Origin of the sequence: Paenalcaligenes niemegkensis (assembly GCF_022230885.1) — a bacterium.
In the GTDB taxonomy this organism is placed as follows: Bacteria; Pseudomonadota; Gammaproteobacteria; order Burkholderiales; family Burkholderiaceae_B; genus Paenalcaligenes; species Paenalcaligenes niemegkensis.
Window position 1 is genome coordinate 46,134 of the sequence record NZ_JAKGCT010000002.1, and the last position, 25,174, is coordinate 71,307.

The window sequence follows — 25,174 nt, forward strand, 5'->3', positions numbered from 1 at the left end:
AGCTAAACCGCGAAATTGACTTACACAACTACCGTTGCATTACCTGAGTACTGAACCTGTGCTTGCTGTATGTGCAGAACAAGTCGGACCGAGGACTTACGCAACGGGGCAATAAAACCTTGAATCTTCAAGACCGCCCCTAAAGGGCTATCGGCTAACTGCAAGGCCATATCGCCCAAAGCTACGGCAGATATCGAAAAGTTCAAGCGGCGACTTAAGCCGGCTTCTTCGACTTCTGAGCTGTGATCCAATTCAAGTTCGATGACTGGCATTCCCGCTGGGGTATAGCGTAGTACGCTAATTTCAGCGATCACCCCAATAAACGAAAGTTGATTCACGTAGCTTGTGGTTCCAGTAAGTTAAGACTCGGAAGCTTCTTCGTCGACTTCGTCAGCATCTTCATCTTCGTCAGCGTCTGCATCTGAGTTTTTATCATCAGAACGTGCAGGAGCACTGGAATCAGAAGCTGTACGACGACCTTCTTCGCGCTCGACCGATTTCATCATGATGGAAGCACCTTCAGGGGCTGCATCAGTTTTGGCAATCAGGTAGCGCAAGATAGCGTCGTTGTAACGGAACGAGTGCTCGAGTTCGTCGAGGGTGCTTTGACCGATCTCGATGTTAAAGCAAACATAGTGTGCTTTAACCAATTTCTGGATTGGGTAAGCCAATTGACGACGACCCCAGTCTTCGTGACGGTGGATTTTACCGCCCTCAGAAGTGATAATCGCCTGGTAGCGCTCGACCATGGCCGGCACTTGCTCGCTTTGGTCGGGATGCACAATAAACACTACTTCGTAGTGACGCATGGAACAACTCCTTGTGGATATCGCCTGAAATATCAAGCAGTTAATGCCGTATTTCAGACACGACAGCCCGCCCATAAAAAACATTGGGTCGGGCAAGAAAGGTAGAATTTTAGCCTGTGCGGCCTAAGAGCGCAATGCCTAGTTTTAAAGTGTTGCGCTGCGGCCCTTCCTGAGAACTAGCCCTCGACCACCGCATAGGCTGAGTGATTGTGGATGGATTCGAAGTTTTCAGCCTCAACGCGATAACCGATTACGCCAGGCAAGTCACGTATGGCAACCGTAACGTCGCGCACCAGGTCTTCAACGAATTTGGGATTCTCGTACGCACGTTCGGTGACGTATTTTTCGTCGGTGCGCTTCAATAACCCCCAAAGCTCACACGAAGCCTGCGCTTCTATGCTGCGGATGACATCATCCACATTCAGCTGGGCCGGGTCTGTGCTTAGCAACGAAACCGTAACATGAGAGCGCTGATTATGTGCGCCGTACTCTGAAATAGCTTTAGAACATGGGCACAAGCTGGTAACGGGTACCAGAATCGTCAGTTCAAATTCGGTATCGATGCCACCGTCTTCGGTGCGTACTACACTTGCGGACCACGTTAACTCGTAGTCAAGCAGGCTGGCCACACCTGACACAGGTGCAACCTTGTTGACGAAGTAAGGGAAAGAAGCCGTGATATCACCTGCCTGAGCGTTCAGGAGCTCGAGCATTTCAGCAGCCATACCGCAAAACAGCGTTGCAGTAAGCGGGGTACGTCGATGCTGCTCTATAAGGGCCAGAAAACGCGACATGTGCGTTCCCTTTTCCTCGGGCGGCAATGCAACGGTAAGCTCCCAGTCGGCAACAGTTGGCATGGCTTCGCCAGCCACATCAACGAGCATAGGATAACGAAGGTCTCGAACCCCCACTTTTTGAATGGCAACGCGGCGTGTATCGATGCTGCTTTGCACGTCGGGCATTTGAACCACAGCCTCGGAAATACTATTCATGATAAAAATCCGTGACACGCTATAAATGACGCGTCTAGTTGTTTCAGATCGTTTAATTATGGAATACATTGGATGACTTCACCCACTATACCCCCATGCTATCAAGGCATATAGCCCGGTTTCATACCTTTACGCTCAGGTTCAAATCAAAGTGACTTTGAATAGAGACCAACAGGCCCGCCGCATCCAGCCCCAGATTGGCTGCAAGCCGCTTTTGATCTCCATGGTCAATAAATTCGTCAGGGTAACCCAGGTGAAGCATAGGTTTAAGAATTTTTTGCTGGCAAAAAACTCATGCACTGCACTACCAGCGCCACCCATAATGGCCGCGTCTTCCAGCGTTACAAAGTTTTCATGGCTTTGCGCAAGCTCAAGCAGTAACTCTTGATCCAGTGGTTTCACAAAACGCATATCGATGACGGTGGCGTTAATGCTTTCAGCTGCTTCGAGCGCATTGGCCAAAAGAGTCCCGAAAACCAGGATTGCAGTGTATTCGCCTCGTCGGCGCTCAATTCCTTTCCCGACGGGCACGGTTGAAAGGTCGGTACCGGCGTCTGCACCGCGCCCCGCACCACGAGGATAACGCACAGATGAGGGGCCTGAATGCTGATAACAGGTACTTAGCAGTAACCGTGCTTCTTTTTCGTCAGACGGTGTGGCAATAACAATATTAGGTACACAACGCAAGAAGGCAATATCGTAATTACCTGCATGAGTAGCGCCGTCGGCCCCTACCAGTCCTGCGCGGTCAAGGGCGAAAGTGACATCCAGATTTTGCAAAGCCACGTCGTGGATAAACTGGTCATAACCCCGCTGTAAAAACGTGGAATAAATGGCAACCACAGGCTTCTGCCCCTCACAGGCAAGACCCGCAGCAAAGGTGACCGCATGCTGTTCGGCAATGCCCACATCGAAATAACGATCAGGAAACAGGGATTCGAACTGCACCATTCCACTGCCCTCACGCATAGCGGGAGTGATTCCGTATAAGCGTGGGTCGGCCTCTGCCATGTCACATAGCCACTGACCGAATACCTGGGTAAACGTCGGTGCCGATACTGTCGCGGATTTTTTTATACCTACCTTTGGATCAAACTTTCCTGGCCCGTGATACAGCACCGGATCAGCCTCGGCAAGCTTATACCCCTGTCCCTTGCGGGTGACCACATGCAAAAACTGCAGCCCGCCCAGTTCGCGCAAATTCTCCAGTGTAGGGATCAAAGAGTCCAGATCATGCCCATCTATAGGCCCCACATAATTGAAACCCAGCTCTTCAAATAAGGTCGCAGGCGCCAGCACGCCTTTTGCATGTCCTTCAAATCGACGGGCAAGCTCAAGCATAGGTGGTACGTGCTGCAATACTGCCTTTCCTACATTCTTGGCCCTGGCGTAAAACTGGCCAGACATCAAACGCGCAAAGTAGCGATTCAGCGCCCCCACTGGAGGGGAAATCGACATATCGTTATCGTTCAAGATTACCAATACGTTGACGTCAGGAGTTACGCCTGCGTTGTTCAAGGCCTCGAACGCCATACCAGCTGTCATCGCGCCATCGCCAATAACCGCAATATGCTGGCGCTTGATGCCAGAGTTACGAGACGCCACCGCCATGCCAAGCACGGCAGAGATAGAGGTAGAGGAATGAGCCGTACCAAAATCGTCGTACTCGGATTCACTACGCTTGGGAAACCCTGAAATACCGCCGGCCTGGCGCAAGCCAGCCATTGCCTCACGGCGCCCGGTAAGAATTTTATGCGGATAGGACTGATGGCCAACATCCCACACGATGCGATCATGCGGCGTATTAAATACATAATGCAAAGCTGCAGTAAGCTCTACGGTGCCTAAATTCGAGGACAGGTGCCCCCCGTTTGCGAAACGGACTGCAACACAAACTCGCGTAGCTCTGCCGTCACGATAGCCAAGCCTTCGCGATCAAGTTCGCGAAGATCGTGCGGAGATTGAATTTGTTCCAGAGAAACTGTAGCCATACGAAATCTACTGATAGGGTGTCGTGACTTATTTATATAAGATAAGCCAACTTAGTTTAAGTATCAGACAATCTAGCATTGTAGACCTAATCTGAGCCCAACCCGAGCACTGCGCAAGGCTAGTGGCTGCGGCCTACGATATAGTCAGCCAAATAGGCCAAATATTGTCCTGACTGCCCAAGTGGCCGAATTGCCAGACGCGCCTGCTCGTGCAACGAGGACAGGTATTGTCTGGCGGCGTCCATACCCATCAGTGAAACATACGTGGGCTTGTTATTGCTGGCATCCTTGCCTGCTGTTTTGCCCAAAGTCTGAGTATCGGCCGTCACGTCAAGGATGTCATCCATGACCTGAAACCCCAGGCCCATCGCGTCACCATAGTCGCTAAGCATTTGCCGTTGCGACGAGCTGGCTCCTGCTACCACCCCCTAACAAAATACTGGCCTTCAACATGGCACCCGTCTTCATGCGATGCATAGCTTGCAATTGCGAGGAATCGAGCTGTTTGCCAACACTGTCACAATCGATTGCCTGGCCTCCAGCCATGCCTGAGCTGCCAGCCGCTCGGGCGAGGACCGTAACAGACTGCACGACCAGGGCAGGAGCCACGGGCATAGTAGCCAGTAATTCGAAAGCCAAAGGCTGCAGTGCATCGCCCGCCAACATGGCGGTGGCCTCGTCAAATTTGATGTGCGTGGTTGGCTGCCCGCGGCGCAAGGTATCGTTATCCATACAAGGCAGGTCGTCATGCACCAGGGAGTATGCGTGAATCAACTCAACTGCTGCCGCTGCATGATCCAGCGCTTTCCCCTGGGCCATGACTGAGGTACTGGCTTGCATAATGGCTTCACCTGCCCCATACACCAGTGCTCCCCGGATGCGCTTGCCGCCTCCGAGCACAGCATAGCGCATGGCCGAATGAAGTTTCTCCGGCTCGCTCCCTGCCTCGGGAAGAAGCTGGGCAAGCACGCTTTCAATATGCTGAACTTTGGCTGTCAGCCATTTATTATGATCAATGGTTATGGTGGGCATGCTTAATCCTCAGCATCATCAATGCCGCTAAGCGGACGCAACAACTGGCCTTGCAGCACTTTGACCTGTTGCTCCGCCTGATCCAGCCGTTGCTGACACACTCGTGCCAGCTCAACGCCGCGCTGATACGACGTGATGGATTGCTCTAAGGGCAAGTCGCCACATTCCATTCTTTGTACAAGCGCTTCCAGCTCAGCAAGCGCCGACTCGTAGTCGCCAGGCAATGGCACCGGTGTAATAGGTGGGGTTTGGTCATTCATGAAATCGTCCTGATTTTTTTACGCACATATTCGACGGCGCAAACAATAGTCAAAATTGTACGGGTTTCGGCCATTTTAACGGCAACTTCACAAAGCACACCATGTGAAGACACAATAAGTAGAAGTTTAACGCTTAACTTCCAACGTTAACGTCTCAAAGGCCCGGCCGACGCCACGGGGCCCTTGAGACCTGCCTGTCTTATGATTAGCCTTCTTTCGCCACTGGACGCTGGGAATCACTTACCCATTCGCTCCAGGAGCCCGGGTACAGTACCGAGCCTTTTAAGCCAGCCAGTTCCATGGCAAACAAGTTATGGCAGGCAGTGATACCCGAACCACATTGATGCACAACGTCCGATGGCTCTGTTTCGCCAAGCAAGGCCTCAAAATCAGCTTTTAGCTGTTCGGGCGTCTTGAATTTGCCATCGGCATTTAAGTTTTGTGTGTGGGGACGATTCAGCGCATCGGGAATGTGGCCCGCTACAGGATCCATGGGCTCCACCTCTCCGCGGTAGCGCTCTGGGGCCCGCGCATCTACAACGGTGAAGCTCGGAGAACCCAGATTTGATAACAAGTCGTTTGCACGCACCGTTGGCATCAGCGGCTTGCTAGGCACCGAGAGGCTCTGTATAACCTGAGCTTCCGTCAGGTGTGGTGAGCGCTCGCCACTTTCAGTTTTGCCGCCCGACTCCACCCACGCCTGCCACCCGCCGTCCAGTATAGCCACCGACTCATGCCCGAGCCACCGCAGCATCCACCAGAGTCGAGCCGCGAACAGACCATTCGCGGCATCGTAAATAACCACCTGAGTACGAGAAGTAAGGCCTTGAGACCGCATCAATGCCGCAAATTCTCTACGGTCAGGGAGCAGGTGGCGGCCGTTGGTGCCGTCAGCATCTCCTGCCAACTGAGTTTCGTTATCTAAAAACAAAGCCCCGGGGATATGGCTTTCAAGGTAGGCAGCACGACCTGCCTCGTGATCCATCAAATTGTGCCTGACATCGAATATCAACCAGCCGGATGGTGGACGGTGCTGCTGAAGGTCTTGGGGGCTAATTAAATATTTAAACATGATGCTCCTTGATGGGGTTCACTGCGGCCTCTGACTACTCGGTAGTTGCTTTACGCCGCATAAGTTTATCTTCGCTGTAGGTACGCCAGAGAGAAATCATTCCTGAAGCGATTATCAATGCCATGCCCGCCCACGCTATGGGGTCTGGAACATCGCCCCAGAAAGTGATGCCAAGCAGAGCTGCAAAAATAATGGTGGTATATTGCAGGGCTGCCGTCAACAAGGCAGAACCCAGGCCAAAAGCGCGGGTCATTGCCAGTTGCCCCACAAAGCCCGATGCGCCAACGCCAAATAAAGACAAGCTGCCTTGCCAGCCTACGGCTTGCCATCCCAACAAAGCCAAGCCTACAAAGCTGGTCAGGCATACAAAACACGAAAACAGAAAGACTGTTCGCCATTCAGGTTCGCCAAGACGCCCAAGTTCGCGCACCTGCATCATTGCGACAGCCGAAAAAGCGCCAGCACATAAGCCCACCATGGCAGCTAGCCACTCGTCATCACCGATATTGGGACGAAGTATAGCGACCACACCACAAAAGCCTAGCAAAACAGCCAGTATTCGTATTGGGTCTCGCTGGGTTCCCCCCAGAACAGCATCCATACGCCAATAAAAAGAGGCGCGGTATAAGTGAGACTGACTGACGTTGAAAGACTTAATACCGTCAACGAGAAAAAGCCCATCCACATCGAGCTTACGCCAAACAGATTACGCAATATATGGACTTTCCAGCTAGGCGGACGCAATGAGCGTTGACGCAGCTTGGCCCACACCACAATAAACACGACTGATGGCAGGCCTCGAAATAAAACAATTTGAGCCAAATTCGCATCGAACTCTGAGGATACCTTGATACAGGCCCCCATGATGGCGAACATCGCGCACGCCAACAACATCCATAACGATTGCATTTAACTATCCCGCTGGAACGGAAAGAAAGAAGTAAAGAACTAGAACTATACTCCGCGTAGTCAGTAATAAAGACCACGTATGCGTTTAAACTACTCTACTTTAGTCAGTTTCTGCCCATAAGCGGCTAAAACCATTTGGAACTGACCGCTCCCTGGGCGGTCTTATCTCATTCTGCAACAGCACGGAAATCAGTAATGACACGCATTCTATTATTTCTTGCCACCAACATGGCCGTTATGTTGGTGCTTAGTTTCTCCATGAACGTTCTGGGCATCGGCCGATACCTGACGGCCGAAGGAATTAACCCAGGAAGCCTGCTTGTCTTCTCAGCGATCATTGGTTTTACCGGCGCTATTTTTTCGCTGCTGATCAGCAAATGGATGGCTAAGCGCTCCACCGGAGCGCGTGTCATCGACCCACAGGCTCCAAGCAGCCCTCAAGAGGCGTGGTTAGTCGACACCGTGCATCAACTGGCTGACAGAGCTGGCATCGGCCGCCCTGAGGTTGCCATTTACGATGGAGCCCCCAACGCCTTTGCCACGGGAGCCTTTAAAAATGATTCTCTTGTAGCGGTTTCCACCGGGCTACTTCAAAGCATGAGCGAAGAAGAGGTCATGGCCGTATTGGGCCACGAGGTAGCCCACATCGCTAACGGCGACATGGTTACCCTGACGCTCATACAAGGGGTGGTCAATACCTTCGTCATTTTCTTCGCCCGCCTGGTGGGTTACTTTGTAGACCGGGTGCTGCTGAAAAACGAGCGTGGTTTCGGCATTGGCTACTATGTCACCACCATCGCCTGTGAAATCGTTTTCGGGCTACTGGCTTCTATTATCGTGGCCTGGTTTTCTCGCCGCCGCGAATTCCGCGCCGATGCAGGCTCCGCTCAGCTGTTAGGTTCGGGCACTCCCATGATTCGTGCCCTTGCCCGGCTTGGTAATGTGGAAGCCGGAGAACTGCCCAAGGCATTTGAATCCTCCGGTATATCGGGTGGCCGCAGCCTTGGTGCCCTATTCGCCTCGCATCCTCCTATAGAACAGCGAATTGCAGCGCTTAAACACTCCTGAGCTCTTTTAAAACACAGTCCGGCAAGCATCGCTGCTAAGCCGAAGCCGCATGCGTTATTATTAACAGCATGAAAGAAATTTCGGTTCTTCTCGACTTCGGCGGCTATATAGCCCTACTGCTGTGGGGTGTACACATGGTGCAAACCGGTGTACAGCGCGCTTTCGGCTCTGCTCTGGGCGTGTGGCTAGGACGAGCTCTGGGGCGTCGTATACGGGCCTTTTTCGCGGGCCTGGCGATTACCTCGGCGCTGCAAAGCAGTACTGCTGCCGGATTAATGATCACTGGCTTTGCTTCTGGTGGCCTGGTCGCCCTGGTTCCGGGCTTGGCGGCCATGCTGGGCGCTAACGTCGGCACCACTATTATTGTTCAGTTGCTCTCATTCAAGCTTACCGCCCTGGCTCCAGGGCTAATTTTGCTTGGTGTGTGGATGTTCAGGTCGCAGAAAACAGGAAGCAAACGCGATTTAGGCCGTGTTTTTATAGGACTGGGCCTGCTGCTGCTATCACTGCATGCCTTAGTCGCACTTTTTGATCCTATCCACGATGCACAGCTTCTGCGCGTCATATTAAGCGCCTTGGCTGATGCCCCCTCACAGGCTTGCTTCTGGCTACAGCACTGACCTGGGCGGCACACTCCAGCGTCGCCGTAGTTGTATTGATTATGTCCTTGGCCAGCCATCAACTGGTTACAGCCGAACTGACCTATGCATTGGTATTGGGCGCAAACCTGGGTACGGCTATTAATCCGGTTTTTGAAGGTACCCGAGATAACAATCCGGCCAGCCGCCGATTGCCTCTCGGTAACTTGGGTACCCGCGTCATAGGTTGCCTGTTCGGAATGGCGCTGCTTCCCTGGATTCCGACCATTATGTCACTGTTCACCAGTGATTCCGCCCGTGCCGTCGCCAACTTCCATACCTTTTTCAATCTGGCAATTGCCGTACTTTTTTGCCGCTTCTGCGTCCCTATGCAAAGCTGCTGACACGGTATCTGCCACGCAAAGCCGATCAAGACGACCCATCTAAACCTATGTATCTGGAAGACTCCGCTCGGGAAGTTCCTCCGGTAGCAATTGCCAATGCGGCTCGCGAGGCCTTGCGCATGTCAGATATGCTGCAGACCATGTTGAATCTGTCTCGCTCGTCGCTAAGTAATGGCAATGCGCAAAGCATTAACCATGCTCGTTACATCAATACGGCAATATCCAGGCTTGATAACCTCATCACCGAATATCTGGCTCTGCTGGAGCAAGAAAACCTCAGTTCTTCCGACACACGCAACCTGGAAGGCGTCATCAACTTCTCATCCAATATTGCCCATGCTGCGAGTATCTGCGTCAGCGGTCTGCTGGCACATGCGTCGCAGCTACGCCGTCATGCCTGGGCACTAAGCAATGAGCAGCAAGATGAGTTAAGTGCGGTCATGGACCGGCTCATCCGAAACCAGCGCCAGGCTTCCGCACTGTTCATGGCTGAAGACTTGAAAACAGCCCGTTACCTGGCCTTCGAAAAAGATCATTTTCGTGATATTGAAACCAGTGCCGCCGAACGCTATATGAAAAACATTAAGGCAGGCCAAATTGACACGGCAGACATTGGCTCGTTATATCTGGAAATTCTCCGCGATATCAAAGCGATCAATTCGCATTTGGTAGGTGCCGCCGCCTACCCTATCTTGGCCAAGCATAACGAATTGCTGCCTAACCGGCTTCGCATCAGAGACGATTAAACCGTTTAAGCAGCACCATGAAAACAGGGGCCCTGACAAATGGCCCCTGTTTCTTCAGAGTGCTGCCCCGCCAAACTACGTGCTTTTAGTGCGCCTGCCCCCAGTTACTTCCTTCGCCTACCTCTGAGGTAAGCGGTACATCCAGTGAAGCGACTTCTCCCATCAGCCTCGGGAGCTCAGCCTTTAGAAGGGCAACCTCGTCTTCTGGCACATCAAAAACCAGCTCATCGTGCACCTGCATTACCATCAGTGTCTTGAGTTTTTTCTGCTCTAGCCAATCCTGAACGGCCACCATCGCCTTTTTGATCAGGTCGGCCGCTGTACCCTGCATGGGAGCGTTAATAGCGGCTCGTTCTGCTGCCGCAGTACGGGCGCCCCGAGCGCCTTTTAGTTCGGGGAAAGATAGGCGTCTACCGAAAACGGTCTCTACGTAGCCCTGCTCTTTGGCCACAACCTTAATTCGTTCCATGTACTCGGCCACACCGGGGTAACGCGCAAAATAACGATCAATATAGGCTTTTGCCGCGCTACGTGTAATTCCTATGTTATTAGCAAGGCCAAATTCGCCCATGCCATAGATCAGTCCGAAGTTAATGGCTTTCGCGGCATTACGCTGATCAGCAGTGACTTCGTCCGGGCTGACCCCAAAAACCTCGGCCGCCGTGGCTCTGTGCACATCACCGCCTTCAGCGAAAACGCGTATCAGATTCTGGTCACCCGATACATGTGCCATGATGCGAAGCTCGATCTGTGAGTAATCGGCCGAAACAATCTTGCCTAATGAGGAAACAAAAGCATCGCGTACTCGTCGGCCCTCTGCTGTACGTACGGGGATATTCTGCAGGTTCGGGTCTGACGACGCCAATCGACCCGTGATCACCGCAGCTTGCGCGTAGCGGGTATGCACACGTCCGGTTTTGGCATTAACCATACGAGGTAATTTATCGGTATAGGTTGACTTCAGCTTTGCGATACTACGATGCTCTAGCAATAGCTTGGGCAAAGGATAATCTTGTGCAAGGGTAGTTAAGACGGCTTCGTCCGTCGAAGGCGCGCCGCTGGCGGTTTTACGCACTACGGGCAGTTGCATGCGATCAAACAATATTTCACCCACCTGTTTGGGAGAATTCATATTGAAGGGCTGGCCCGCTAATTCGTAAGCCTTTTCTTCAAGGCCTAACAGTCGCTCACCCAGACCGTGACTTTGCTTGTGCAGTACATCACTATCAATGGCCACACCGTTTCTTTCGATAATAGTCAGGACCCTTGATGTGGCCACCTCTAGCGCATAGGTGGCTTCCAGACCTTCATGGGCCGCTATCAAGGGACGCAGCACCTGATGCAGACGCAGCGTCAGATCGGCATCTTCCGAGGCATAATGTGTGGCCAGATCGACAGCGACCTCGTCAAAACATATTTGCTTGGCGCCCTTGCCGCAGATCTCTTCGTATGGGGTACCAGTAACCCCAAGCCAGCGCTGAGCCACATCTTGCATGTTCACACGTAAATGCGACTCGAGTACGTAAGCCTGCAGCATAGTGTCTTCTTCAATGCCTTTTAAGCCAATGTCTTCAGACAAAAACACATGTGCATCGTATTTGGCATTGTGCAGAACCTTGGCATGCTTATCGGATGTGAGCCACGGCTTTAGCTTCGCGAGCACCTGTTGCTTATCAAGCTGAGGCCCCACATCGTAACCACGATGCGCCAGGGGAATATAGCAGGCCTGCCCTGCCTCTACACAAAGTGACAAACCCACCAGGCTGGCTTGCAAAGGATCAAGGGAAGTGGTCTCGGTATCAAGGGCAGTGAGCTCTGCCGCCTGGATTTTATCTATCCATTTATCAAGCGCTTCCCAAGTGGTTACGCTTTCATAGTGAATCAGCTCTGGTGACACAACAGCCATTGGCTGAGGGGCTGCAGGCCCATAAGAAGAAGTGGATACCGTCTCTGTATTGGGACTGCTGCCGACGGTGGAACCGGGTTTTACCGCACGCGAATCTTGCTGCGGAATGCGGTCAGGGTCGCCGCTAAGTTCTCGCAGCCACGAACGAAAACCGTAATCGTCATACAGCTTGATCAGGGTATCGGAATCCAGAGCCAGTGGTTTAAGCGAGTCCAGCCCGGGAATCAGGTCATCAATTTCGCAGTCCAGCTTCACGGTGACCAACTGCCGTGTGAGATCAAATCGCGGAATAAAATCACGCAAGTTCTGACCCGCCACACCTTTGATCTTATCGGCATTAAGAATTAGCTCGGCCAAGGTTCCATATTCTGTTAACCATTTTGCTGCTGTTTTAGGGCCAACTTTCGGTACACCTGGAATATTGTCAGAGGTATCCCCGATCAGCATCAGATAATCAATAATTTGATCCGGCCGCACCCCATAGCGATCGATCACACCCTGGACATCCTGGCGCTCGTTATTCATGGTGTTGATGAGTTCAACGTGCTCATTGACCAGTTGTGCCAGATCTTTATCGCCAGTGGAAACAATGGTGTGCACACCATGCCCGGTAGCCCGCACCGCGAGTGTGCCGATAATATCATCGGCCTCGACACCCGGCGTGCAGATGACGGGCCAGCCAAGGGCCTTTACCGCCTGGTGTATAGGTACTATTTGTGACGCGAGATCAGTTGGCATCGAAGCCCGGTTAGCTTTATAGTCACTAAAGAGCTCGTCTCTGAAAGTCTCCCCTTGGCATCAAATACACAAGCCATGTAGTCGGGCGAATAGTCCTGCAGTATTTTGCGCATCATCGAGATTACGCCATAAAGGGCGCCAGTAGGTTCTCCACGAGCATTTCGTAGATCTGGCATAGCGTGATACGCTCGATACAAGTAGCTGGATCCATCAACTAGCAACAAGGTTTTTTTCATGTCTAACAATAAAATTATTCGTTTACCGGCTTCGGAACAAATTCCGACAATATCGGCTGAACTACAACACGCAGCAGATACCCTGCAAGAAGTAGGCTTTGGTATCAGCGTATTTGGTAGTGCCCGAATTCCGCCAAATCATAAATATTACAAGCTAGCACAAGATTTAGGTAAGCGATTAGCCGAAGCCGGTCTTATGTTGATCGCCGGGGTGGCCCTGGCCTGATGGAAGCTGCCAACAAAGGCGCCTTCGAGTCTGGTGGGCGCAGCGTAGGATTAAATATTCGCCTACCCCGCGAGACCAGCAACAACCAATATCAAACCCACAGTCTGCAATTCGAGTACTTTTACTCTAGAAAAGCGACGTTCTTTATGCACAGCTCGGCGTATATTGCTTTGCCAGGCGGCTTTGGTACGTTAGACGAGCTGTTTGAAGTCATGACTTTGGTACAAACTCGAAAATTACCGCCCGCACCTATTGTACTGATGGGAACCGAGTTCTGGGGTGGCTTAATCGACTGGATCAAAGCCCAACTTGTAACGAACCAGCTAATCTCGCCTGATGACCTCAACCTGCTGACTATTACTGATGACTTGGGCGAAGTCATGAAAGTTATGAATGAATGCTGCTCGCAGTTTTCCGTACAGCCCGACTGCGAGCCTGCCCTGCCACAATAGGCTCCAGCCGGCTGAAATAGTCACACAGCTTCACTTCGCCACAAAAATCCAACCTGCCAAAAAAAGCTCCTGATAAAATCAGGAGCTTTTTCGTTTTCCAGCTTAAGAGCTATTAGCCAGGCATCAATCGCGTAGACTGCGGCGGCGCTCGTGCTCTTTCAGGTAACGCTTACGCAGGCGTATAGACTTAGGTGTCACTTCAACCAGTTCGTCGTCATCAATAAAGTCAACAGCATACTCTAGTGTTAAACGAATTGGAGTGATCAAATCTACGTGCTCATCTTTACCGGAAGAGCGGACATTCGTGAGCTTCTTTTCACGAATCGGATTAACGATCAAGTCGTTGTCACGGCTGTGAATACCAATAATCATGCCTTCGTATACAGGATCATTAGGCGACACAAACATTTTTCCGCGCTCTTGCAGCTTCCAGATAGCATAGGCCACAGCCTCGCCATCGTCCTGACTTATCAGAACACCGTTACGGCGTTCACCGACAGAGCCTTCACGCAGGGGCTTGTATTCGTCAAAGATATGACTCATCAAGCCAGTACCGCGTGTAAGAGTCATGAAGTCTCCCTGGAATCCGATCAGTCCACGTGCCGGAATACGGTACTCAAGGCGCGTACGACCACGACCATCGGGTTGCATATCCAGCAAATCACCGCGACGACGTCCCAGCTCTTCCATAACGCCACCCTGATGACCGTCTTCAATATCGACAGTCAGCAGTTCGAAAGGCTCTTGTTTAACGCCATCGACTTCTTTGATCAGTACCTGAGGACGCGATACAGCCAGCTCGAAGCCTTCACGTCGCATGTTCTCAAGCAAAATCGTCAAGTGCAGCTCACCGCGGCCACAAACTTCAAATACGGTGTCATCGCCAGTGCTGTTAACGCGCAACGCCACATTTGATTTAAGCTCAAGGTCCAAACGGTCACGAATTTGACGGCTGGTAATAAACTTGCCTTCACGACCTGCCAGTGGGGAAGCGTTAACCATGAAGTTCATGGTTAATGTAGGCTCGTCGATATGCAGTAAAGGCAGCGCTTCCTGATGATCGACTTCGGTGATCGTGCAGCCAATACCAATTTCGTCTATACCGTTAATCAAAACAATATCACCCGCTTCAGCTTCTGGCACTTGCTGGCGATCCACGCCCTTGAAGGTCAACACCTGGTTGATGTGGCCTTTGATCGGCTCACCCTCAGGGCCAAACTTCACAATGACGTTTTGACCTGCCTTGACGCGGCCACGGTTAACGCGACCCACGCCAATCTTACCCACGTACGTGCTGTAATCCAGCGAACAGATCTGTAGCTGCAAAGGGCCATCTGGATCGTCATCGCGCTGTGGCACATGTTCCAGAATTGCCCGGAACAAATGGCTCATATCGCCGGACCGGATATCATCGGTGGGGCCAGCATAACCAGCCAGACCGGATGCATAGACAATAGGGAAATCCAGTTGCTCTTCGGTGGCGCCCAACTTATCAAACAAGTCGAAGGTTTCGTTTACCGCAAAGTCAGGACGAGCGCCGGGACGATCGATTTTGTTGACGACCACAATAGGCTTTAAGCCAAGCTCAAGAGCCTTGCGTGTCACGAAACGCGTTTGGGGCATAGGCCCTTCAACTGCGTCTACCAGCAACAACACGCCGTCAACCATCGACAGCACACGTTCAACTTCGCCGCCGAAATCGGCGTGACCGGGTGTGTCAATAATATTGATGTGCGTACCTTCGAACTCGGCCGCACAGTTTTTGGCCAAAATGGTGATGCCGCGCTCTTTCTCGATATCACCAGAGTCCATGACTCGATCGCTAACGTGCTCGTTAGCACGGAACGTGCCTGACTGTCTTAATAACTGATCAACCAGGGTAGTTTTACCGTGGTCTACGTGGGCAATAATTGCCACATTGCGCAATGCGCGACTCATAACTGTTCCTTCAGGTTGAGGTTGGCAGGTTGTAACCCTGCCGGCAGGTCTGCGAGCTCGATCAGGGTAGTCTCAGGCTCAGGCATGGCCTGAAGCGCTTCTAACTCGATCGCCGCGTCTAAATGGAAAGGTCCCACCCGTGTACGACGTAATGCAGTTAAATGCCCATAGCAGCCTAGCAGGCGACCAATATCCTGTGCAAGCGTGCGTATGTAGGTTCCTTTACTGCACAAAACCGAAATACGAGCTTGCTGATCGGTACACTCTAAAAGCGTAATTTCATGGATGGTTACCGTACGAGGCGGCCGTTCAAGTTCAATACCCTGACGCGCGTACTCATAAAGTGGTTTACCATCTCGTTTCAAGGCTGAAAACATCGGAGGAATCTGTTGGATTTCTCCGCGGAATTCATTAAGTACAGCTTCTACCCGCTGAGCGTCAATGCCTTCAGGGGGCAGTTCTGCGGTTGCTACAACTGTGCCCGTCAGGTCGCCCGAGTCGGTTTCAGAACCAAACTGTATTAAAGCCTCGTAGCCTTTATCCGAGTCAAGTAACTGACCAGAAAGTTTGGTTCCCCGACCAAAACAACAAACCAGCAAGCCTGTTGCAAAGGGGTCTAAAGTACCGGTGTGACCAGCCTTGCGTGCATCCATCGCGCGACGTGCACGTTGCAAGGCATGATTACTGGACAGGCCTTCGGGTTTGTCCAGCAACAGGACACCATCTAGCAACCGTCCGCGTCGTCGGCTTGCCATCGTATAAATTTCCGTAAGATAACGACAGCCCGACTTAGGGCTTGTCGTCGGGGTCGTCTGGAACCGGATCGGCACCATAGGTAGTAGGACGGTTTGCCTCTTCGATTAGTTTACTCATGGCTATACCACGAATTACATGATCATCGTAGAAGAAACGTAAAGTAGGGACTGTATGGATGTGAAACATCTTGTAGAGCTGAGAGTGAAACCATCCTGCCTTGGCATTAAGCACCTCGGCAGCAACCTCTGGCTCGGCGCCCAATACCGTAAAGTGTACTTTTGCGTGGGCGTAATCAGCCGACAACTCGACCGCAGTGAGAGTGATTAACCCAGCACGAGACATATCTATCTCGCGCTGAATCAAAATGGCCAGATCTTTTTGGATTTGATCAGCCAAGCGGACGTTACGCCCGCTTCCTAGTTTCGCTTTATGTCTTGCCATAAATTACAGTGTTCTAGCGATTTCCTTGATTTCGAAGATTTCAAGCTGGTCGCCCACTTCGAGATCGTTGTTGCCGCGCAGAGTAATACCGCAGTCGAAACCTTGGCGAACTTCCCGCACGTCATCTTTGAAGCGACGCAAAGACTCTAGATAACCCGTCCAGTGAACAACGTTGTTGCGCAACAGACGAACCTGCGAATCACGCTTGACCAAACCTTCGGTAACCATACAACCGGCCACGCTACCAATGCGAGAAATATGATAGACCTCGCGAATCTCAACCATTCCTATTACTTCTTCACGCTGCTCAGGTGTCAGCATACCCGATAGTGCGGCTTTAACATCATCGACGGCATCGTAAATAATGTTGTAGTAACGGATATCGACATCGTTTAGCTCGGCATGTTTACGGGCCGTTTGCTCTGCACGTACATTAAAGCCGATAACAACGGCGTTAGAGGCAATCGCCAGGTTAACGTCGCTTTCAGAGATACCACCGACTGCGGCATGAACGACTTCGACCTTGACCTCGTCCGTAGCCAGTTTCATCAACGAAGAAACCAATGCTTCCTGTGAACCCTGCACATCAGTTTTAATGATGAGCGATAGGGTTTGCACGCCATCACCGATATTCTCGAAGAGTGAGTCAAGCTTCGCAGCCTGCTGACGCGCTAGTTTCACATCACGGAATTTACCTTGGCGGAACAGCGCTATTTCACGAGCCTTGCGTTCGTCAACCATAGCAACCAGCTCGTCACCTGCAGCCGGAACCTCGGTTAAGCCCTGGATTTCAACAGGTATGGAAGGCCCGGCAGAAGGCAGGGTTTTTCCGGACTCGTTTACCATGGCACGCACACGACCGAAGCTGGCGCCGACCAATACCGTATCGCCGCGATTCAGAGTACCGCTTTGCACAAGAATTGTCGCCACCGGACCGCGACCACGATCGAGGCGAGCCTCGATGACAGTGCCTTTGGCCGGCGTGTTCACTGCTGCAGTCAGTTCAAGCATTTCTGCCTGCAGCAACACCTGCTCTAGAAGTTCGTCTATGCCCTGGCCCGTGCGCGCTGACACAGGTACGAAGGGTACGTCACCACCGAACTCTTCGGAGATGACTTCTTCAACCAACAGCTCTTGCTTCACACGATCAGGATTAGCTTCAGGTTTATCGATTTTAGTAATGGCAACCACTAGCGGTACTTCAGCAGCTCGTGCGTGGTGAATAGCCTCGCGAGTTTGCGGCATAACACCATCGTCTGAGGCCACTACCAGGATAACCACGTCGGTAGCCTTGGTTCCACGAGCACGCATTGCCGTAAAAGCTTCGTGTCCGGGAGTATCAAGGAACGTGACGTTACCGGAATCAACCTTAACGTTGTAGGCACCAATGTGCTGGGTAATACCACCTGCCTCACCCGAAGCGATCTTGGTACGGCGGATGTAATCCAGAAGCGATGTTTTACCGTGATCGACGTGACCCATTACAGTAACAACAGGTGCACGGGGCTGTTCGTCGATTTCACCGACAAACACATCCTCAAGGAAGGACTCAGGATCATCAAGTTTTGCAGCAACGGCGATATGGCCCAGCTCTTCAACCAGAATCATTGCTGTTTCCTGATCCAGAACCTGGTTAATCGTTACCATCTGGCCAAGTTTCATAAGGTGCTTGATGACCTCGGCAGCCTTGATGGACATCTTGTGGGCTAAATCGCCGACAGTGATGGTCTCTGGTACCGGGATCTCGCGCGCAATGAACTCGACTGTCTGTGGCTGCTGCTCTGGCTGGCCACGGCCACGGCCACGGCGGCCACCTGATCCACGCGTATTGGCGCGCCAGCCTTCACGGCCCACAGCTGCAGAAGCAACCTCGGCCTTGGACGGCGTTTTGCGGCGAGTAGAATCACTTACCCAGCCTGCTTCACCTTTCACTGGAGGCTTAGCAGTACCTTTCTTAACCTCAGTGCCTTTGTCTTCTTTCTTGGCAACTGTCTTCACAGCACCTTTGCGACCCTCGGCCTGAGGTTCAGGAGCGCGCAACACTTTACGCGGACGGCTAAGCATTTCGCTAATGGCTGCCGCTTCTGCAGCAGCAGCTAAACGGGCACGATCGCGATCGGCGTCAGCCTCGGGATCGGCGGCTTTTGCTGAGGCAGCACGGCGCTGACCACTTGCTGGCGCTGCTGTACGAGCAGGCCCTTTAGTAGCGCGAGCAGGCCCCGCTGGACGCGGAGCACCTGACTGCTTCGCAGCTTTGGGCTGCGAATCGGTTTTAGCGTTAGATGTTTCTTTAGCGGGCTTATTTTTTACGGCCACGTTTTCCAGCTCTTTTGTTTGTTCTGCCACGGCAGGCGTTACCTCTTTGGCCTGGTCTTTAAGCTCAGGCACTTTATCTTCAGACGGCTTCACTTCGGCAACCGGCACCTGAACGGGTTCGGCTTCAGTTTTGATAGTAGGCTCGGACTGAACTGTTTTCTCGGCACCAGCTTCTTCGGTCTTCATCGGCTTCGATTCGACTACTGGCGGTGTATCTTGTTTAGCCTCTGGAGCCGGTTCGTCAACAACAGCTTTATCATTGACAACAGGTTCAGGAGCATTGACTTTAGAGTCTTCAGGACTGTCCACCGGACTTGGGACAGTAGCTTGAGTGACTTCGGGCTTGGGTGTAGAAACTTGCGCCTCGGGAACCGGCACGGATTGCGCGACCGTCTCTGCCGGAGCTTCATCAGCTGTTTTTGCGGCATCAGCAAGGAGCTCGGCCGGGTCACGTTTAACAAATACGCGCCGCTTACGTGTCTCGACCTGAATGGTACGAGAACGACCGGAACCATCAGCCTGGCGTATTTCAGAAGTTTTACGACGGGTTAAGGTGATTTTATTCCCCTCGTTACCTCCGTGGGCGCGGCGCAACGATTCCAGCAGCTTCGCCTTATCTGCTTCGGTGACGGAATCGTCTACCGATTTGAGCTCAACACCTGCTGTACGCAATTGTTCCAGCAGCGTATCGGCGGGCATTTTCAGTTCTTGAGCGAACTGGGCGACTGTGTTACTCGGCATTCGACTCTCTCTTGCTTACGACTACTTATTCTAATAAATACAACCCCATAAACTGGCCCTTTAGAGGCCAGTTTCTAAGCAATTTATTCATCGCCGTCGAACCAATGGGCTCGTGCGCGCATGATCATTTCGCTTGCTTCTTCGCTATCGAGACCAGTGATCTCGGACAACTCATCGGTTGCCAGCTCAGCCAGGTCGTCCAAATCGACGATCTCTTTTTCGGCTAGCTTAGCTATGATATCTGGGGTCATACCCTCGATTTCTTGAAGATCTTTAGCTGCGGTTTGCACCAGCTCTTCTTTGGCAATGGCTTCGGACAACAATGCATTACGAGCACGAGCACGGAGTTCGTTCACCGTTTCCTCGTCGAAAGCTTCGATTTCAAGAAGCTCTTGCATTGGCACATAAGCCACTTCTTCAAGGCCAGTAAAGCCCTCATCAATAAGAATATTGGCGACTTCCGAATCAACATCAAGACGTTGCATGAAGACATCACGCAATACCTGGCGCTCTTCTTCCTGACGGTTCTGATTTTCCTCAGGAGTCATGATGTTAATTTGCCAGCCAGTAAGCTCGGAAGCAAGACGCACGTTTTGACCGCGTGCGCCAATAGCTTTAGGCAGGTTTTCCTCATCGACAACCACATCCATAGCGTGCTTGTCTTCGTCTACCAATATAGATTGAACATTTGCAGGTGCCAAGGCACCGATAACGAACTCAGCGGGATCTTCGGCCCACAGCACGATATCAACTTGCTCACCGCCCAACTCGTTACGTACCGCCGTTACGCGTGAACCACGCATACCTACGCATGTCCCGATAGGGTCGATGCGCTGGTCATAAGCAATAACGGCGATTTTAGCGCGTACTCCGGCATCGCGAGCGGCTGCCTTGATTTCAAGCAGCCCCTGTTCAATTTCAGGAACTTCATTTTCAAAAAGTTCGCGAATAAATTCGGGTGCTGTACGAGACAGCAATACCTGCTGCCCCCGAGCTGTTCGGTCAATGCGCTGTACCCAGGCACGAACACGATCACCCATACGTATATTTTCTTTGGGGATCATTTCGCTACGGGGCAAACGGGCCTCGATCTTACCCATTTCGATAATGGCATCGCCTTTATCCATGCGTTTGACGGTGCCCGAAACGATGGTTTCACCACGATCGAGGAAATCGTTAAGTACCTGCTCTCGCTCGGCGTCGCGAATTCGCTGGAGAATGGCCTGCTTGGCAGCTTGCGCCCCAATTCGACCGAACTCCAGAGGCTCCAGCGCTTCTTCGATGAAGTCGCCTACCTCGATATCGGGAGCGAACTCGAGTGCCTCGCTGTAGAGCTCTTGACGGTCAGGCTCTTGCAGGCCTGCCTCGTCGGGCACCACCAACCAGCGGCGAAAGCCCTCGTGCTCACCATCGGTACGATTAACCGATACTCGTATATCAGCATCTTCAGTAAAGCGTTTTTTCATAGCGGAAGCTAGCGCACCCTCGAGAGCACCAAATACAACTTCCGGCTCAACGCCTTTTTCACGAGCTAGTGCATCGACCAGCAAAAGAATTTCGCGACTCATCGCTTTCTACCCTTGAAATCAAGAACGGGATCTAATTTGGCACGATCTACCTCGTCAAAGGTAAAGCTGAGATCCCTGACACCACCCGAAGCGTCTTCAAGTTCGAGCAAGAACTGCGTGTCTGGTGTCGCGGACTCGGCGCTAACGCCCTCAGGGGCAATTAGCACACCGACAAAAACCTTGCGGTTCTCGATAGCCTCGCGAAACTTGACCTCAACACGCTGCCCTGCAAACCGCACAAAATCAGCAATCTGCTTAAGCGGGCGATCTACACCTGGCGAGGAAACCTCGAGCCGGCTGTAGTCAACGCTCTCTACCTCGAAGACACGCGACAACTGCTTAGAGACCCACTCGCAATTCTCGATAGACACCCCTTCAGGGTGATCGATAACCACGCGCAACACGCCCATAGGGGCGCGCTCGACATCGACCAGTTCGATATCGCTGCCTGTTAAGGCCTCTAGTGTCAAAGCGAAAATATCTGCCATAAAATCCAAAAAAATGGGCTGTATGTCAGCCCACTGCTACCGTACCAGTGTGGCTTACCCTTCCTCTATAGAGAGATAGAAGCGTAAACCAACTGACGCATTACTATTGTGTAACCCTAATAAGCTTCAAGAACAACACCGGGTCAGGAGCTTCGTTGTTAAATATGGCATTGCATATTTAAAACATAAGCCACCACAAACCCACTTGCCATTTTGCTGCCGTTAAGCCGCTTGCTGTTGTTTCGTGCTGTTGTCATGCTGTTGCCAACACCTGAGCTTATTAAGACTCGGTAAGTATCTGACATTACAACTAATAACGGTGATACCGTGCTAAGCCCCATATTCTAACAGAATCCAATAAAAAATCCTGCTATTTCTGAAGCTTAGAGCAATAAAAGCCGTCAAGACACGCCAAGCCAACGTCAACTTTAGCGTGCCGACTTAAGTTGTGGTGTATTAACGACGACCAGAACCGATTCTTGCCAGCTTGGATTCGTGCGCATTAGAACCACTAGGCTGCCAGTCATCTCCGCGGGTACGCCCCCGTGTTGCGACGAGGAGCCGAAGCCCGTGCGGACGTGTCAGCGTTTCCGGCTGACGATTTAGCTGCCCTAGGGTTAGTACGGCGATTGGTCGCCGGCGACTTATCGGCAGCCGCCCTCTCACCCCGGCCATCAGGGCTGCGACGAGGCCCACGAGGACCTGATGATGGACGCGCAGCACGGCTTCGCTGATTCGGATTCCTGGCTGACTGGCCACGCCCGGCTTCCGGGTGTCCATTAGCCAACCCCCACTAATCAGAAGACCGGTAGTTGCCGTTGGATCGATTACGTTCCCACTACGTGAAGCCCCTCGAAGGTTACCGCGACGGTTCAGACGCGCACCGCTGCTACCATTTTGTTCCATTGTGCCGAAGCCGGGAGGCAACGCACTATCGTGACTCAGCGGCTGACCCCTGCGGCCCCGACTATCTGAATCGGAATCGCCGGTAACCTCACGAGCTAGGCCCAGGCGTAGCATCAAGGCGGTCGCCATATTTGGCTCAAGCTCTTCCCAGCGTCCGCGACGCAGCTTCCGGGGCAGAACCACTTCCCCGAAACGGGTACGAATAAGCCGGCTGACTGTTACGCCAGCAGCCTCAAACATACGACGCACTTCGCGATTGCGCCCCTCATGAATCGTAACCCTGTACCAGCGATTGCTCCCTTCCCCGCCAATGAACTCGAGCTCGCCAAATTTTGCTACACCATCTTCAAGCTCAATCCCCGCAGTCAGACGTTTAGTCTGCTCTGGACCAAGCTCGCCCAGCACGCGTACGGCATATTCACGCTCAGCGCCATAGCGGGGTGCATCATCCGATTTGCAAGCTCACCTGATGTAGTGAAGATCAATAACCCCTCGGTATTAAGATCGAGGCGGCCTACAGACAGCCACTTACCCACTTTCAAACGTGGCAGACGCGAAAAAACAGTATCTCGACCGCTGGGGTCATCATGGCTAACAATCTCGCCCGCCGGCTTGTGGTAGAGAATAATGCGTGGCGGCTTATTGGCATTAGGGCGTGCAATCAATCGTCCATTAATACGTACCTTGTCATCCTGGCCCACGCGCTGCCCTATATGAGCGGGTTCACCGTTAACGGAAACACGGCCTGAAATAATCAGTTCTTCCATGTCACGCCTGGAACCTACACCCGCATCTGCCAGCACCTTGTGCAGCTTGGGCTGAATGGCGTCGCTTGTCAGATAGCGTCCCAATCGTTGAGACATTTTTGCAGATTTATCCAGATACGAAAGAGCCTGATCAGCCTCCTGCTCATTAAATTCAGTTGCATCCCCTCGCGTTGATGCTGCCGGTGCCGCTGCGGGTGTGTTTTTTCTGGCACCCGAGCGCCTGCCTACAGGACTTCGCCTGCGATTCGGTGAACGGGGCTCAGCCGGCTTGGCTCCTGCCGCAACTGTCGCTTCGGACTGAGCTGGGGCGGCCTCCTTGGGCGTCCTGCCACGCGGCGCTGTTTCAGCACCGCCGTTATTGCTATTGGCTCCAGCATCACCGCGACGACGCCGAAATGGCGTACGCAGCTTCCTTCCTTTACCTCGCGTGGTTGGCGAAACAGTATCGCCAACGCCCTCGGAAGACCCGGTAGCAGTTGCCTTGGGCTGATCGTTGTTATCAGTCATTGATTAAGAGACTCCTTCAATTTTTGTGTCTTCTCGTTGAGAGTTGGCCCTCATGTCGGCAGCCTCCTTCTCAGTTGTTTGTATTTGGCTCTCGGATGCCTGAGATAATTGCAGGTCGGTCAGCGCCTCAACAGCGTCGATATCATCCAAGGACGGTAAATCTTGTAAAGAACGTAGACCTAAATCATCTAAAAACTGTTTTGTTGTGCCCAATAGAGCGGGCCTGCCCGGCGCGTCTCTGTACCCCAGCACTTCAATCCACCCACGATCCTCGAGGGTGCGAATAATTTGAGTTGATACCCCCACGCCGCGCACATCTTCTATGTCGCCGCGGGTTACAGGCTGGCGCCAAGCAATAATGGCCAATGTTTCCATGACCGCGCGTGAATACTTAGGGGGCCGTCCGGCGCTCATTCGAGCTAGAAAAGGCTGCATTTCGGGACGGCTTTGAAAGCGCCAACCCGTAGCAAGAGGCAAAAGCTCAAGGCCTCGCTCTTTCCAATCAAGCTGCAACATAGCCAAATGATGACGCATTTGATCATTAGAAATGTCATAAACGCCAAACAATTGTCTCAGCTGCGAGATATTTAAGGGCTCATCGGCACACAACAATGCAGCCTCAAGCACTTTTAAGACCTCATTTTCTGTCATATTGTGGGCCATTACCAAAGAATGCTTGCATTATTATTTCAGTGGGGTTAATATTGTTCTTCTGTCGCGGGGTGGAGCAGTTTGGTAGCTCGTCGGGCTCATAACCCGAAGGTCGTAGGTTCAAATCCTGCCCCCGCAACCAAGATTCAAATGGGTCGATTTCTTAACGAAATCGGCCCATTTTTTCGTTCTGCAAAAGTGTTCAGACAAAAAACTGAACGAAGGCCTGAAAAAGCGTAAGCCCACATCACAACCAACACAGCCCAGAAAGCCGAAGCAGCCATGTTCATCAGGCCAAGCACAAAACCACTGTTGTTTTTCACTATTTGACTGTGGCCCTGAACCGAATTCAAATCAAGACCGTACACATGGCTGTGGCTGTCGGCGTTAACAAGAGCAACACATGCTATGCATAGCATTACGGTGCCCCACGTCAAACGCAAAACCTCGGCCTGATCAGCACCAGGCAACGTAGTCGCTACAACGAAAAGAAATAAAATAAAAATGGCCATCGCCCAATTAAAGGACATTCAACAAATACTCAAACCGTTAAAGTCACGGTCAAGAACGACGCAAGCCCGCTCGGTCGGCTGCCACTGAGCCGAATAATCAAATACGACGATTGATATGCCATACCTGGCAAGCGCAATACGTAGCGATGCAATAATGAAAGCAA

13 protein-coding genes, 1 tRNA gene and 8 pseudogenes are annotated in these 25,174 nt (G+C 52.1%); 4 read left to right on the forward strand and 18 right to left on the reverse strand.

Annotation, left to right across the window (positions count from 1 at the left end; all coding sequences use genetic code 11):
• Positions 1-20 precede the first annotated feature (20 nt).
• From priB to L1889_RS02020, 8 genes and pseudogenes are all read right to left on the reverse strand, one after another.
• A complete protein-coding gene (priB, locus tag L1889_RS01985; RefSeq protein ID WP_238663658.1) occupies positions 21-338 on the reverse strand; it encodes a primosomal replication protein N in 318 nt (105 codons plus the stop codon).
• A gap of 21 nt (positions 339-359) precedes the next feature.
• Positions 360-809, reverse strand: a complete 450-nt coding sequence (gene rpsF, locus L1889_RS01990; protein WP_238663659.1) for a 30S ribosomal protein S6 — start codon at positions 807-809, stop codon at positions 360-362.
• A gap of 176 nt (positions 810-985) precedes the next feature.
• Entirely contained in the window at positions 986-1,801 is an 816-nt protein-coding gene (gene folE2 / locus L1889_RS01995; protein WP_238663660.1) for a GTP cyclohydrolase FolE2, read from the reverse strand.
• A 121-nt stretch (positions 1,802-1,922) separates the two neighbouring features.
• Positions 1,923-3,792, reverse strand: a pseudogene (gene dxs / locus L1889_RS02000) (1-deoxy-D-xylulose-5-phosphate synthase).
• Between the two features lie 119 nt (positions 3,793-3,911).
• Positions 3,912-4,824: pseudogene (locus tag L1889_RS02005) on the reverse strand (polyprenyl synthetase family protein).
• A 2-nt stretch (positions 4,825-4,826) separates the two neighbouring features.
• Complete coding sequence (locus L1889_RS02010; protein WP_238663661.1) at positions 4,827-5,084, reverse strand: exodeoxyribonuclease VII small subunit; 258 nt, start codon at positions 5,082-5,084, stop codon at positions 4,827-4,829.
• A gap of 205 nt (positions 5,085-5,289) precedes the next feature.
• Positions 5,290-6,156, reverse strand: coding sequence for a sulfurtransferase (locus tag L1889_RS02015; protein WP_238663662.1), 867 nt, complete (start codon positions 6,154-6,156; stop codon positions 5,290-5,292).
• Positions 6,157-6,190: 34 nt separating this feature from the next.
• Positions 6,191-7,065, reverse strand: a pseudogene (locus tag L1889_RS02020) (DMT family transporter).
• Positions 7,066-7,260: 195 nt separating this feature from the next.
• Here L1889_RS02020 and htpX point away from each other — a divergent pair.
• The gene (htpX, locus tag L1889_RS02025; protein ID WP_238663663.1) at positions 7,261-8,133 is read left to right on the forward strand and encodes a protease HtpX; all 873 of its coding nucleotides are present in this window, start codon (positions 7,261-7,263) and stop codon (positions 8,131-8,133) included.
• A 68-nt stretch (positions 8,134-8,201) separates the two neighbouring features.
• Positions 8,202-9,861 (forward strand): annotated as a pseudogene (locus L1889_RS02030) (Na/Pi cotransporter family protein).
• Between the two features lie 85 nt (positions 9,862-9,946).
• Here the strand turns inward: L1889_RS02030 and polA are convergent.
• Positions 9,947-12,741, reverse strand: a pseudogene (polA, locus tag L1889_RS02035) (DNA polymerase I).
• On the opposite strand from polA, the pseudogene L1889_RS02040 reads away from it, so the two are divergent.
• Positions 12,740-13,419, forward strand: a pseudogene (locus tag L1889_RS02040) (LOG family protein). The pseudogenes polA and L1889_RS02040 overlap by 2 nt on opposite strands.
• Positions 13,420-13,542: 123 nt before the next feature.
• On the opposite strand, the gene typA reads toward L1889_RS02040, so the two are convergent.
• From typA to scpB, 8 genes and pseudogenes are all read right to left on the reverse strand, one after another.
• The gene (gene typA, locus L1889_RS02045; RefSeq protein WP_238663664.1) at positions 13,543-15,357 is read right to left on the reverse strand and encodes a translational GTPase TypA; all 1,815 of its coding nucleotides are present in this window, start codon (positions 15,355-15,357) and stop codon (positions 13,543-13,545) included.
• Positions 15,354-16,112, reverse strand: coding sequence for a tRNA pseudouridine(55) synthase TruB (gene truB, locus L1889_RS02050; protein WP_238663665.1), 759 nt, complete (start codon positions 16,110-16,112; stop codon positions 15,354-15,356). The genes typA and truB overlap by 4 nt, the downstream gene beginning before the upstream one ends.
• A 34-nt stretch (positions 16,113-16,146) precedes the next feature.
• On the reverse strand, positions 16,147-16,554 hold the full coding sequence (gene rbfA / locus L1889_RS02055) for a 30S ribosome-binding factor RbfA (protein ID WP_238663666.1): 408 nt from the start codon (positions 16,552-16,554) through the stop codon (positions 16,147-16,149).
• Between the two features lie 3 nt (positions 16,555-16,557).
• Entirely contained in the window at positions 16,558-19,611 is a 3,054-nt protein-coding gene (gene infB / locus L1889_RS02060) for a translation initiation factor IF-2 (RefSeq protein ID WP_238663667.1), read from the reverse strand.
• An 83-nt stretch (positions 19,612-19,694) separates the two neighbouring features.
• Positions 19,695-21,179, reverse strand: coding sequence for a transcription termination factor NusA (gene nusA, locus L1889_RS02065; protein ID WP_238663668.1), 1,485 nt, complete (start codon positions 21,177-21,179; stop codon positions 19,695-19,697).
• Positions 21,176-21,667 carry a ribosome maturation factor RimP gene (gene rimP / locus L1889_RS02070; RefSeq protein WP_238663669.1) on the reverse strand — a complete coding sequence of 164 codons (492 nt, stop codon included), beginning with the start codon at positions 21,665-21,667 and terminating at the stop codon, positions 21,176-21,178. Before rimP ends, nusA begins: the two co-directional genes overlap by 4 nt.
• A gap of 700 nt (positions 21,668-22,367) precedes the next feature.
• Positions 22,368-23,847 (reverse strand): annotated as a pseudogene (locus tag L1889_RS02075) (pseudouridine synthase); the annotation flags it as partial.
• 96 nt (positions 23,848-23,943) lie between these two features.
• Positions 23,944-24,498 (reverse strand): annotated as a pseudogene (gene scpB, locus L1889_RS02080) (SMC-Scp complex subunit ScpB); the annotation flags it as partial.
• 65 nt (positions 24,499-24,563) lie between these two features.
• Here scpB and L1889_RS02085 point away from each other — a divergent pair.
• Positions 24,564-24,640, forward strand: a tRNA-Met gene (locus L1889_RS02085).
• Between the two features lie 4 nt (positions 24,641-24,644).
• Here L1889_RS02085 and L1889_RS02090 read toward each other — a convergent pair.
• Complete coding sequence (locus tag L1889_RS02090; protein ID WP_238663670.1) at positions 24,645-25,028, reverse strand: hypothetical protein; 384 nt, start codon at positions 25,026-25,028, stop codon at positions 24,645-24,647.
• Positions 25,029-25,174: the final 146 nt, after the last annotated feature.